At 34.8% G+C, this 13,192-nt stretch carries 11 protein-coding genes; 8 read left to right on the top strand and 3 right to left on the bottom strand.

The annotated features are described in order from the left end of the window. Positions 1-134: 134 nt before the first annotated feature. The 7 genes from MPR_RS18740 to MPR_RS09695 all read left to right on the top strand — a co-directional run bounded on the left by MPR_RS18740 (position 135) and on the right by MPR_RS09695 (position 6,784). Positions 135-293 carry a hypothetical protein gene (locus tag MPR_RS18740; RefSeq protein WP_167541464.1) on the top strand — a complete coding sequence of 53 codons (159 nt, stop codon included), beginning with the start codon at positions 135-137 and terminating at the stop codon, positions 291-293. Next, positions 277-1,632: a 2TM domain-containing protein gene (locus tag MPR_RS09720; RefSeq protein ID WP_041892070.1), complete on the top strand. Its 1,356-nt coding sequence runs from the start codon at positions 277-279 to the stop codon at positions 1,630-1,632. The genes MPR_RS18740 and MPR_RS09720 overlap by 17 nt, the downstream gene beginning before the upstream one ends. A 6-nt stretch (positions 1,633-1,638) precedes the next feature. After that, entirely contained in the window at positions 1,639-2,001 is a 363-nt protein-coding gene (locus MPR_RS09715) for a hypothetical protein (RefSeq protein WP_041892067.1), read from the top strand. Beyond that, complete coding sequence (locus MPR_RS09710; protein ID WP_041892065.1) at positions 1,994-2,761, top strand: LytR/AlgR family response regulator transcription factor; 768 nt, start codon at positions 1,994-1,996, stop codon at positions 2,759-2,761. The genes MPR_RS09715 and MPR_RS09710 overlap by 8 nt, the downstream gene beginning before the upstream one ends. A 102-nt stretch (positions 2,762-2,863) precedes the next feature. Continuing rightward, positions 2,864-4,030 (top strand): redoxin family protein, encoded by a 1,167-nt coding sequence (locus MPR_RS09705; RefSeq protein ID WP_041892062.1) that lies wholly within the window; start codon positions 2,864-2,866, stop codon positions 4,028-4,030. 274 nt (positions 4,031-4,304) lie between these two features. Further along, complete coding sequence (locus tag MPR_RS09700) at positions 4,305-5,438, top strand: TlpA family protein disulfide reductase (RefSeq protein ID WP_041892060.1); 1,134 nt, start codon at positions 4,305-4,307, stop codon at positions 5,436-5,438. Between the two features lie 188 nt (positions 5,439-5,626). Next, positions 5,627-6,784, top strand: a complete 1,158-nt coding sequence (locus tag MPR_RS09695) for a TlpA disulfide reductase family protein (RefSeq protein ID WP_041892056.1) — start codon at positions 5,627-5,629, stop codon at positions 6,782-6,784. 698 nt (positions 6,785-7,482) lie between these two features. Here MPR_RS09695 and MPR_RS09690 read toward each other — a convergent pair. The 3 genes from MPR_RS09690 to MPR_RS09680 all read right to left on the bottom strand — a co-directional run bounded on the left by MPR_RS09690 (position 7,483) and on the right by MPR_RS09680 (position 11,623). Beyond that, positions 7,483-8,205 carry an LOG family protein gene (locus tag MPR_RS09690; protein ID WP_006260044.1) on the bottom strand — a complete coding sequence of 241 codons (723 nt, stop codon included), beginning with the start codon at positions 8,203-8,205 and terminating at the stop codon, positions 7,483-7,485. 4 nt (positions 8,206-8,209) lie between these two features. Then, entirely contained in the window at positions 8,210-11,044 is a 2,835-nt protein-coding gene (gene uvrA, locus MPR_RS09685; protein WP_041892051.1) for an excinuclease ABC subunit UvrA, read from the bottom strand. Positions 11,045-11,260: 216 nt separating this feature from the next. Beyond that, on the bottom strand, positions 11,261-11,623 hold the full coding sequence (locus MPR_RS09680) for a four helix bundle protein (protein WP_041892049.1): 363 nt from the start codon (positions 11,621-11,623) through the stop codon (positions 11,261-11,263). Positions 11,624-11,976: 353 nt separating this feature from the next. Between MPR_RS09680 and MPR_RS09675 the strand changes: the two genes are divergently transcribed. Further along, entirely contained in the window at positions 11,977-12,945 is a 969-nt protein-coding gene (locus MPR_RS09675; protein ID WP_041892047.1) for a quinone oxidoreductase family protein, read from the top strand. Positions 12,946-13,192: the final 247 nt, after the last annotated feature.

Genomic DNA, 13,192 nt, shown 5'->3' with positions numbered 1-13,192 from the left:
TAGTTGAGAGCCAGTTTTTTAGTGTAAAAGCAAGCGTTTTACAGTTCATCCCTTAAACTTGACAATTCGGTAGTCTTCTTTTTTTTAGTTGTTGGTTCTGTTACATCTTTGCTTCAACAAAAAACACCAGAGATATGAAAATTATTATTACCATTACTTTATTTTTGATAACATTCTTCTTATCTATGTTTGGAATAAACAGAACAGGAGATTCAAAAAGTGTTTTTCAAGAAAAACAACAGTTTATAAATGTAAAGACTAATCTTGTTTTAAAAGATGAAGCAAAAAAATAGTATTGTAAAGATAGGAGCTGTATTACTGATAACATTTTTAATGTTTAGAAGGGTACTTAATCTCCATTACTTAGATATTTATTTATTTATATTTTATTTCAGTATACTTATTTCAATGGTATTTGGGGTAAACTACTATTTAAAGAAGCGATATTTTGGTAGACTGAATATGTATCTAAGAGAAAATGAACGAAACATCGGATGGGCTACGGTGATTACTACAGCTATCAACTTTGTAGTAATTCTCTGTGTCGCTATTCTTCTAAAGATGATTAATAGTTTCTTTGTAGAGGGGCAGCATATTGCTACTGTGTTTATGGATGGACGCTTTAGGTCTGTTTTAAACTTCACTGTGTTTTATTCTATTTTATTAGCAATCTATTTTCATATTACTTTTTCTTCTTTAGTTAAAGATCAACAAATAGAAGAACAGAAAGTAATAACAGGTAATGTGTCTGCTCAGTTCGAAAGTCTTAAGAACCAGTTAGACCCTCACTTTTTGTTTAATAGTTTAAATGTATTAGGGGCATTAATAGAAGAGGATCAAGAAAAAGCAGTAGAGTTTAACCATTCTCTTTCTAAGACTTACCGCTATATCTTAGATCAGAAGAATAAAGAATTAGTTCCTTTAGAAGAAGAACTAGCCTTTGCGAAGACTTATATTGAGCTGTTACAGATGCGATTTGAAGATAGTTTAATCTTTGAATTGCCAGAAAAGGTAAAACAAGAAGGTGCTAAAGTAGTTCCATTGTCTTTACAGTTGCTATTAGAAAACGTGATCAAACACAACAAATCTTCTTCACAAAGACCAATACATATTCTAATCAAAGAAAGTCCTGACGGATATCTAATAATCCAGAATACATTGAATAAAAAACAGGCTTTAGAGAATAGAAAAGGAATCGGGTTAGAGAATATAGCCAGTCGATATGCGCTATTAACTTCTAAACCAGTATTTATAGAAGAGTCAGAAGAATATTTTACAGTAAGAATACCAATACTAACTAAAATTATAGAACAGATGAGAATCATAGATGTACCTGAGAACGAACAAGAAATCTTAGTAGAAGCTAAGAAAAATGTAGAAAAAATAAAGAAGTTTTATGCTCATTTAACTACATTCATCATGGTTAATGTTTTTTTAATCGTGATCAATATGATTACCAATCCAACTTTTCCATGGGCATTGATTCCTTTATTTGGATGGGGAATAGGCTTAGCTGCTGATGCGATGAGAACATTTAATTACAGTCTGTTCTTAGGTAGAGATTGGGAGGATAAGAAAATCAGAGAGTATATGGATAAGCATAATAATGGAGGTACACAAAAATGGAACTAACAGGATATGAAAGAGTCAGCCATATCACCAGAAGCTTTAAGGAGTTATCAAAGGCTTCAAAGAAAGCGTTATAACAGTTTAATTTGTATTGGTATAGAGATTATTGTTTATATGGCAATTATTGCCTTTGTATTCTTTGCTAATTATTATCAGTTTAAACGAGTACGAGTACAAGTAGGTAATGATAATCCAATGAATGCATATTTACTTTTTTCTCTATTAATTCTATGTGCATTGGTAAGAGTTATTATTCTATACATAGATAAGATACCTGTGTTATCAAAGTTGCAAGAGAGAATGGAAAAGAGAGAATTCGAAAGATTAAAAAAAACATATCAATACCAAGTAAGATTAAATCATCATGATTAGTATAGTTATTATTGAAGATGAAAAGCCTGCAGCTCGTTCACTAGAGAGGAAGTTAGATAAGTTAGGTTATAGTTCTATGATAAACCTTTCTAGTGTCGAAGAGGCAGTATTATGGTTTGGTTCTAATAAGGAACCAGACCTCATCTTTTTAGATATTCAGTTGTCTGATGGATTGTCATTTGAGATATTCGAACAAGTAAAGATTAATAGTTCTATTATTTTTACAACAGCCTACGATGAGTATGCTTTGAGAGCATTTAAGTTGAATAGTATAGATTATTTACTTAAACCTATTGAAGAGAAAGAATTAAAACAAGCCATTGAAAAGTTTGAGAATAATCGAGCTGTGTTTTTTGGATTTAATCAACAATTAGATCTCTTTAAGCAGTTTATGAACTCGAGTAGTACAGGTACAGTGGAGTATAAAGAACGCTTTGTGGTAAAGGTAGGAACACAGATAAAGATAGTGATGCGCTCTGAGGTTGTTTGTTTTTATAGTGAGAATAAAGCTTCTTATGTACAGACCACAGAAGGGCGTAATTATATTATCGATTACAGTCTTGAGGAATTAGAAAAGATGGTAGACCCAACAGATTTCTTTAGAATGAATAGAAAGTTTATTGTCTCTATTCACAGTATTAAAGATATTTATTCCTATTCTAACTCTAGGTTAAAGCTAAACTTGATTAATCTAGAATCAGAAGAGCTAATCGTGAGTAGAGAGAAGGTAAATGACTTCAAAAAATGGATTGAAAAATAAGACTAAGGTTTAAAAAAAATAAATAAAACTAATAGTAATCAAATTATAAATGCATATGTATTGTAAAAAATGTTAATTTAGTTTTTAATTAAAAAATTAAGTATGAAAAAGTTAAGTGTTTTATTCGCATTGGTTTTACTGATGGTTTCTTGTCAGAAGAAGAATATTATAGAGATAATGACAGAGAATCTACCAGATAACACTAAAGTAGAGGTTTATATTAGAAGCTTAGATTTCAATGAACCTGAAGTTGTAGCTACGGGAGATATAGTAGGTGGTAAGGCTGTATTAGATAATCCTTTTACAGAAGGGGAATGGGCTTATCTATCAATAAAAGAGTCGGATGAAGTAAATCATATTGTTCTTTTTGTAGGAGAGCCAGGTGCAATTACAATTCGATTTGATAAGAATAACCCAAACAAAAGTACAGTAGAAGGGACACCTAATAATAAGAAAGTACAGCAGTTTATGGAAGATACTCGTCCCATATCAGAAAAGATGAATGCTTTCGTTGAAAAAAATATGGCGAGAATGCAAGAGTTATCAGAATCAACACTTGCTGAATCAGATCAAGAAGAACTTAAAAAGTTAAGAGAAGAATATAAAGGCTTTGCAAATGAATTTGATACAACAATCAAGAAGTATGAAGCAGCCAATAGAGATAATGCATTTGGATTGATCATGTTTGTAGAATTGATGAATATGCAAGAGAAATCATTAGTGGAGTATAAAGCTGATTTTGACAAATATCCAGAAGCATTGAGAACATCTAAATTTGGTAAGAAAGTAGAAGCACGTATTACTGATTTAGTAGAGAATGAAGGGAAAGAGGTTGTACAGTTCAAGATAGGAGATAAATTACCTGAATTTAAAGGACTTACTCCAGAAGATAAAGAGTTAACACTATCTTCATTCTTAGAAGGCAAAAAACTAGTGCTTGTAGATGTGTGGGCTTCATGGTGTGGTCCTTGTCGTCAAGAGAATCCAAATGTTGTCAAAACGTACGAAGAGTATCATAAACTTGGTTTTGACATTATAGGATATTCTTTAGATAAGGATAAAGCGGCTTGGGTTAAGGCTATCGCAGCTGATAAACTAACTTGGGCACAAGTTTCTAATCTACAGTTTTGGAAAGACCCTATCGTTGCGGATTATGGTATACAAGGGATTCCTGCTAATTACCTAATTGATGGTAATGGTGTTATTGTTGCAATGGATTTAAGAGGGAATGAATTAGGAGATAAAGTAAAAGAATTATTGGTAAAATAATTTACACATTAATATATCTTAGAACTGCTATGACTTTAGGTTATAGCAGTTTTTTTTGAAACAAAAATTAGCTCTTTTAAGACACTTATTTGTAAGGTTGAAGGGCGATAGACTCGTTGTAATTCAAGTTTTTAGCAGAATAATACAAGTTTTTAGCCAAATTTGTTAATATATTTATATGAAAGGTTAATTGTGATTAAAAGTATTCAAATGAAGAGGGTTTAGTCCTATATAATATCTATTTTTAACCGATGTAAAAACAAAAAATATCTAAATGAAGAAGTTAAGTGTATTGCTTTTTGGCGCATTGGTATTTGTATCGTGCCAAGATAAAAATGTAATTGAAATTACGACGAAGAATATCCCAGATAATGCAAAAGTAGAAATTCTGTCTAAAGAGATTGGTCAAGATACGCCGTTTGCAGTAGCAGAAGGAGTTATTGTGGATGGTAAGGTGAGCCTTAAGAATCCCTTTACAGAAATAGATGAAGCTTTTCTTTCTATCCAAGAGGAAGGACAGGTAGGTCATAGCGTTTTCTTTATGGGAGAACCGGGTAAAATTACAATTGAATATGATCAACATCATCCTGATCGTCCTATCATTGGTGGAACTGAGAATAATGTAAAGTTACAGCAGTTCTTAAATGAGATGAAGCCTTATTCTGATAAACTGACACAGTTTCTAACGGAGAATGGAGCGGTACTTAATAATGTATCTGGTGATAACGATCCAGCAGTCATAGAAAAACTGAAACAACAATATAATGTATTGACAGAAGAGACTTCTAGAGTAGTGGATAGATTTGAGATAGAGAATAATAGAACTGCTTTAGGGTTATTAATGATTTCTCAAAAGATAGGTTCGAAAGAGAAGTCATTAGACGAACTAAAAGAGGAGTTTAGTAAATATCCTGCTCAATTAAAAAAGACTAAACTTGGAAAGAAAGTACAGTCATTATTAACAGGAGCAGAAGGAGATTTAGCGATAGGAGGTAAATTACCTGACTTTAAAGGACTGACTCCAGAAGGAAAAGAATTAACGTTAACTACTTTCTTAGAAGGGAAGAAGTTAGTCTTAGTAGATCTATGGGCTTCATGGTGTGGACCATGTCGTCAAGAGAATCCTAATCTAGTAAAAGCGCATGAAGCTTATCACGATAAAGGTTTTGATATTATAGGATATTCACTGGATAAAGACGCGGTTGCTTGGGAAAAAGCAATTCAGGTGGATAAGCTAACTTGGACTCAAGTTTCTAATCTGATGTATTGGGATGATCCTATTGTACCAATATATGGGATAGAAGGGATTCCTGCGAGTTATCTAATAGATGGTAATGGTACTATTTTAGCAATGAACCTAAGAGGTGAAGAGCTAAGTAAGAAGATAGAGGAAGTCTTAGCAAAGTAATTATAAAAGATAAAGCTGTTGTGATTTAGTTCATTACAGCTTTTTTTTAGGGCATATTTTTAGCAGATCATCGATATGTGATATAGGAATAGTAGGATTTAGTTAATCATTTTAAAAAGTATATAAAAATAAGGGGTTTCGTTTAAAATAATTTCTATTTTTAAGGATTAAAATAAAAACATATTTAAATGAAAAAATTAGGAGTTTTTCTTGTAGCTGCACTTGTATTTGTGTCGTGTGAGAAAAAAAGTGTTATTGAAGTGACTGCGAGTAACTTCCCTGATAATACTGAAGTAGAAATATTAGCTATAGAAATAGGTAAAGATGTACCTACTGAGGTAGCTAAAGGAACTATCGTAGGTGGGAAGGTATCTATCGAACATAAGTTTACAGAGCTAGACGAAGCTTTTTTAAGTATTAAAAGCGAAGGAGAACAAGGGTTTAATGCCTTTTTCTTAGGTGAACCAGGAACGATTACAATTAAGATCGATAAAGAAACACCAGAGAAGACTGTTGTTGGTGGAACTGAAAACAATGAGAAACTTCAGAAGTTTCAAAATGAAATCAATCCTTACGCAGAGAAGATCATGAAGTTCTCTGATGATAATGGAATGCAAATGATGATGATGGCTCAGAGTGGTCAAACAGATTCAGAAGAGTTTAAAAAATTACAAGCTCAGTACGAAGAATTGTTAGTAGCTCCTAAAACTATTTTAGACAAATACGCTAAAGATAATGAGGGAAATGCTTTCGGAATGTTTTTACTAAATCAAATGATTCCTGCAGGAGAAAAAACACCAGCAGAATTTAAAGCAGAGTATGATAAATATTCTAAAGAATTAAAAGAATCTAAGATGGGTAAGAGAGTTGCTGAACGTTTAAGTCAATTAGTAGACGAAGGTGAAGAAGCAGAAGGATTATCAGTAGGAGAAAAATTACCAGAGTTTAAAGCACTTACTCCAGAAGGAAAAGAATTAACTCTATCTTCTTTTTTACAAGGAAAGAAGTTAGTGTTGGTAGATGTTTGGGCAGCATGGTGTGGTCCTTGCCGTCAAGAGAATCCTAATGTTGTAAAAGCGTATGAAGCTTATCATGCAAAAGGATTTGACATCATTGGATATTCTATTGATAAAGAGGATGCTGCATGGAAGAAAGCGATTGCAACAGATAAATTAACTTGGACTCAAGTATCTAACCTAAAGTTCTGGGAAGACCCAATCATTGCAGATTATGGTATCGAAGGGATTCCTGCTAACTATCTTGTAGATGGTAACGGAACTATCCTTGCGATGAACTTAAGAGGTGAGGAGTTAAGTAAAACAGTAGAAGAATTATTAGCTAAATAATCTTCATTTACAATATACAAAAAGGGCTGTTATGACAATGTCGTAGCAGCCCTTTTTGCGAATTAAAAATTAGGAATTACTGCCCTTCGGCATTAGGATAACCACCCCGCCTTTCAGGCACCCCTCCACAGGAGGGGAATGCGATGCGTGGTAAGCAGCGTGTTTGTAGTTTGTTTATGCGGTACTACTATTCCCCTCCTTAGGAGGGGTGCCCGCAGGGCGGGGTGGTTTCTTCGTTTAATTACGAATTTCAAAATTAGGAAATACGAATGTTTGCCTACGGCAGTAGGTACGTACATCACGTTCATTCGGCGCCAGTTCGCGCGGATTTGCAATCCGTGCGGTTATCACATACTCCCGACAACGCATATCACGTTCAGTATGTCATCCTGAGTGTAACGAAGGATCTCATCCTATGAGTCACGTGTGGGATCCTTCCTATTGTCAGGATGAAATACTGTATGTTTATGCGGTACTACTATTCCCCTCCTTAGGAGGGGTGCCCGCAGGGCGGGGTGGTTTCTTCGTTTAATTACGAATTTCAAAATTAGGAAATACGAATGTTTGCCTACGGTAGTAGGTACGTACATCACGTTCATTCGGCGCCAGTTCGCGCGGCAATCCGTGGCGCGATTACATAAAAAAAAAGACCGTTATATCGCTATAACAGTCTTTTCTATCAGGATCTAAAACACTTTTTAGAAATTTGGTTTCAAATTGTACTTTTTGTAGAAAGCATCAATTACCTCTACAACTTCGTCAGCTGAATCAACGATCTTGATTAAGTTCATATCTTCAGGAGAGATATTGTGGTATTTATCTAAAAGAACATCTTTTACCCAATCAATTAATCCACCCCAGAAAGCACTACCTACTAATACAATAGGGAATTTAGCAATCTTTTTCGTTTGGATCAATGTGATCGCTTCGAATAATTCATCTAGCGTACCGAATCCTCCAGGCATAACTACAAACCCTTGAGAATATTTAACGAACATTACCTTACGTACGAAGAAATAATCGAACTGTAAGTTCTTATCGCTATCAATATATGGGTTGAAGTGTTGCTCGAAAGGTAGCTCTATGTTTAGACCTACAGATACTCCCTTACCTAAGTGAGCTCCTTTATTACCAGCTTCCATGATACCAGGACCACCACCAGTAATAATACCGTAACCTGCTTTACTTACTTTAAAAGCAATTTCTTCTGCTAATTTATAGTAAGGATCATCTGTTTTAGTTCTAGCAGAACCAAAGATAGATACACATGGCCCGATACGACCTATTTTCTCATACCCATTAACGAATTCAGACATGATTTTAAAGATTCCCCATGAATCATTAGTCTTAATCTCATTCCAAGATCTTTGTTTGAACTTGTCTTGGATCTTAGCCTCTTCGCTTTCAAATGCTTCTTTCATATTCTTAATTTTTTAATTCCATTTTTAAAAACTTAGCTGTATAGCTTTTCTCATTTTTACATATTTCTTCAGGTGTTCCTTTAGCAACTATCTGACCACCTTGACTACCTCCTTCATATCCCACATCGATGATATAATCTGCTGTTTTGATAACATCTAGATTGTGTTCGATAATTAAGATAGAGTTCCCTTTATCCACTAATCTATTGATTACCTCCATCAGCACTCGTATATCTTCGAAGTGCAGACCTGTCGTAGGTTCGTCTAAGATATAAAACGTATTACCTGTATCTTTCTTAGATAACTCACTCGCTAGTTTGATACGTTGAGCTTCTCCACCAGATAGCGTAGTGCTCTGCTGACCTAGGGTGATGTATCCAAGTCCTACTTCGTTTATCGTTTTAATCTTTCTATATATCTTCGGAATATTCTCAAAGAATCCTACAGCTTCTGCTACAGTCATATCTAGTATATCTGATATAGACTTTCCTTTATAGCGAATCTCTAGTGTTTCTCTATTGAATCGTTTTCCTTGACATGTTTCACATTCTACATAGACATCAGGTAAGAACCCCATCTCTATGGTACGCACTCCAGATCCCTCACAGGTATCACATCGTCCCCCTTTTACATTAAAGCTAAAACGCCCTGGTTTATACCCTCGTATAGCTGCTTCTGGCACTTGTGCAAATAAGTTTCTTATATCAGAGAATACATCTGTATAAGTAGCAGGATTAGATCTAGGTGTTCGCCCTATCGGACTTTGATCGATAGAAATCACCTTGTCAATATGTTCTAGACCTACTATTTTTTTATAAGGTTGTGGTTTCGCTACTGCATGGAAGAAGTGCGTGTTTAAGATCGGGTATAATGTACCGTTGATTAACGTAGATTTACCAGATCCTGACACTCCTGTCACACAAGTAAGTGTACCTAGAGGAATCTCTATGGTCACATCCTTTAAATTATTTCCTGTTGCGCCTTCTAACTTCAATGTTTTACCATTTCCTTTTCTGCGTTTTTTAGGAACTTCTATTTTAAGCTTACCGTTTAGGTAATTCGCTGTTAATGTATCTTCTTTTAATAATTGAGCAGGTGTACCTTCACTTATAATCTTTCCTCCATTCTTACCCGCTTTAGGACCGATGTCGATAACGTAATCTGCGCGTTCGATCATATCCTTATCATGTTCTACTACTAAGACAGAGTTACCGATGTCTCTTAGTGATTCTAGCGATTTGATCAACCTTTCATTGTCTCGTTGATGTAATCCGATACTCGGTTCATCTAAGATGTATAATACACCTACTAACTGAGAACCTATCTGAGTCGCTAATCTGATTCGCTGCGCTTCCCCACCTGATAAAGTACGAGAGCTTCTATTCAAAGATAAGTAAGTTAATCCAACATCTTGCAAGAAAGATAGACGAGTAGTGATTTCTTTTAATACTTCAGACCCAATACTCTTTTGTTTCTCGGATAATTTGCTTGGTAATTCTTTAAACCAATGGATTAGTGTCTCCACATCCATCTGTATAAGCTCACCGATATTCTGATCACCTATTTTAAAATAAAGGGCTTCTTTTTTAAGGCGTGTACCATTACACTCAGGACAGTCGATCTCATCCATAAACTCCTTTGCCCATCTTTTGATAGTTGCACTATCACTTTCTTCAAATTGGTTTTTGATGAAATTGACGATACCCTCGAAGTCTATCTTATAGTTCTTCGTGATACCCGCTACTTTAGATACTACAGAGAAACTCTCTTGTCCACCATTTAGAATAATATCCATAGCTTCTGCTGGGATTTTTTCTATAGGATCATTTAGAGAGAAATTGTATTTCTCAGCGATAATCTCTAATTGTTTGAACATCCAAGATTTCTTCTCCGTTCCTAGAGGAATAAGTCCTCCACCTTTAATAGAAATCTTAGGGTCTGGGATGATCTTAAGATGATTAATCTCATTGATCGTACCTAACCCATTACAGCATGGACATGCTCCCTTAGGAGAGTTAAAAGAGAAATTATTAGGTTCTGGTTTAGAATAAGAGATACCTGTGGTAGGACACATCAGGTGACGACTAAAGAAACGAGCCGTATCTCCTTCATGCTCTAGTACCATGATGATATCATCTCCATAGTGCATGGCTACTTTGATACTCTCTGTAAGGCGTTGCTTAGTCTGTTCTGTATCATCTATAGCTATTCTATCGATTACTGTTTCGATATCATGCGTCTTATATCTATCCACACGCATACCTGAAGTGATGTCTTTAATCTCTCCATCTATGCGCACTTTTAAGAATCCTTGTTTAGCTATCTGTTCAAATAGCTCTCTATAATGTCCCTTTCTAGCGCGTACTACAGGGGCTAGTATATTGATGCGTTTACCTTGATATTCACTGATAATCAGCTCTAGAATCAGCTCATCAGAGTAACTCACCATTTTCTCGCCCGTATTATAACTATACGCTTCACCCGCTCTAGCGTATAGCAGACGCATAAAGTCATATATCTCAGTGATCGTACCTACAGTAGATCTTGGGCTTTTATTGGTTGTCTTCTGCTCGATAGCAATCACAGGAGACAGACCGTCTATCTTATCCACATCAGGTCTTTCTAGTCCTCCTAAGAATTGTCTAGCATAAGCAGAAAAAGTCTCTATATATCGGCGTTGGCCTTCTGCATAAATAGTATCAAAGGCTAGAGATGATTTTCCCGAACCGGATAAACCTGTGATAACCACCAGTTTTTCACGAGGGATAGACACATCTATATTTTTAAGATTGTGAACTCTAGCTCCTAGTACTTCTATTGTTTCTTCTGTTTTAGACATATTTTTTGGCAAAGGAACAAATATACAATTTTATCTCACCAAAGAGAAGGACATCTGTCATTCTGCGATAGAGATTAGCAATTTTTTATTTCGTTGTTTTGTGAGTTTGTGATTTTGTTGTTTTGTAATTTTGCTTTCTCACCTCTTCACAAATAACACCTTCACAAAATAGCACCTTCACCTCTTCACAAATAACACCTTCACAAAATCACCCCTTCACGATTTACCAATTTTTTTGCTTAAAGCATATATCTGATTAGTAATAAGTCCTATTTTCTCGCGTGTGTAGTTGTATTCCTCTATAGTTAAGAACTCAAGGTCTAAACTAAGTATTAAGAAATTAATAACTTCCATAGCGGAAGAATAGGCTATATTTAAGAACCTTAACTTTTCTTTACTGCTGTTTCTTGACATTCCTTCTGCTATATTAGCTGGTATACTATAAGTTGCACGTCTTAATTGAGAAACTAAACCAAATAATTCTTCTTTTGGAAATCTATTAGTAAGAATATGTATGTCCTTGCTTAAACTTCTGGCGTTCTTCCATACTTCTAAGCGTTCAAAGTAGTATATAAACATGAATGTCTTTTTTGTGTTCAATAAATGAATTAATCAATAAATATTCCATGATCATGGATTGTTTATTATGAAATTGTTATTTCGTTGTTTTGTGAGTTTGTGATTTTGTGATTTTGTGATTTTGTGAATTTGTTGTTTTGTTATTTCGTTGTTTTGTGAGTTTGTTAGTTTGTGATTTTGTTATTTCGTTGTTTTGTGAGTTTGTTGTTTTGCTTTCTCACCTCTTCACAAATAGCATCTTCACAAAAAAACACCTTCACACCTTCACAAAAAAACACCTCCACAAAAAAGCCCCTTCACAAAAAAAGACAAAAAAAATAAGTACTTTTAGAGCTAAATTATAACACACAACAATGAAAGCGGCAATATTATATAAATCGGGTAGCACACCCAAATGTGGAGAGATAGACTCCACACTCACTGTGGAAGAGGGGCATAGGATCATTAAGGTTAAAGCTTCTGCGGTAAAGAATCTAGATAAATCTAGAGTAAGTGGAAAACACTATGCAAGTTATAAAGAGTTTCCTACTGTAGTGGGGACAGATGGAGTAGGAGAATTAGAAGATGGGACTAGAGTATATGGATTTGGTATAACAGGGATGTTAGCTGAGCAAGCCATAATCGGAGATAATTATACCCCTATTCCTCATACATTAGATAATGTGACCGCTGCAGCATTACCTAATGCCGTACTAGGATCAGCTATGCCACTGCTGATTAGAGCGAAGTTAGAAGCAGGACAGACAGTCTTATTCAATGGCGCTACGGGAGTTACAGGTCAAGTAGCGGTACAGATAGCAAAACACTACGGCGCTAAGCATATCATAGTCACAGGGAGAAATGAAAAACTCCTAGAAGAATTAAAATCTTATGGAGCTAGTCATACGATTAATTTAAAAGATACGGACGAAAATATAAAGCAGCAATTAAGTGCAATTCACAAAGAGACTCCTATCGATATTGTAATTGATTATTTATGGGGAAAGCCTATTTCACTTATCATGGAGGTATTAAAGGGAGAGTCTATGACCGACCTTGCTCATACTACTAAGATCGTTACAGCAGGTGATATGGCAGGTAAAGAAATTGCGTTATCATCAGCCATACTTAGGAGTTCTGCTATTGAGATTTTAGGTTCTGGTTTTGGAAGCCTTTCTCCAGAAGAACTTATAGTATTTAATAAAGTTATACTACCAGAGATGTTTTTATTAGCATCGAATAATAAACTACACATCCAGACAGAAGCACATGCGATAGAAGATATCGAGCATGTATGGAATAAGCAAGTCCCATCAGGTACTAGATTGGTGATTACTATTTGATATATAAAACTTAAAAATTTAAAGAGCTACTTTATCCGAAGTAGCTCTTTTTTTGTGTTCTTATTCTTTGGTATGATTAACTATAGCTGTACCGTTATAGTAGGACGAGACACCTCATGATAGTTGTGATAGGTTAACTCCAAATCAAGCTCATTTAAAGACAGGTATTCTAACTAAGAGATGGAAGAATTATTACAAGACTAATAAACAAAAACAACAACCTGTACAGTAATAAAAGGATTAATAA

It is taken from the genome of Myroides profundi (assembly GCF_000833025.1).
GTDB classification, from domain to species: Bacteria; Bacteroidota; Bacteroidia; order Flavobacteriales; family Flavobacteriaceae; genus Flavobacterium; species Flavobacterium profundi_A.
Note: the sequence above shows the minus strand (reverse complement) of the source record. Positions and strands in the feature narration are given on the sequence as shown.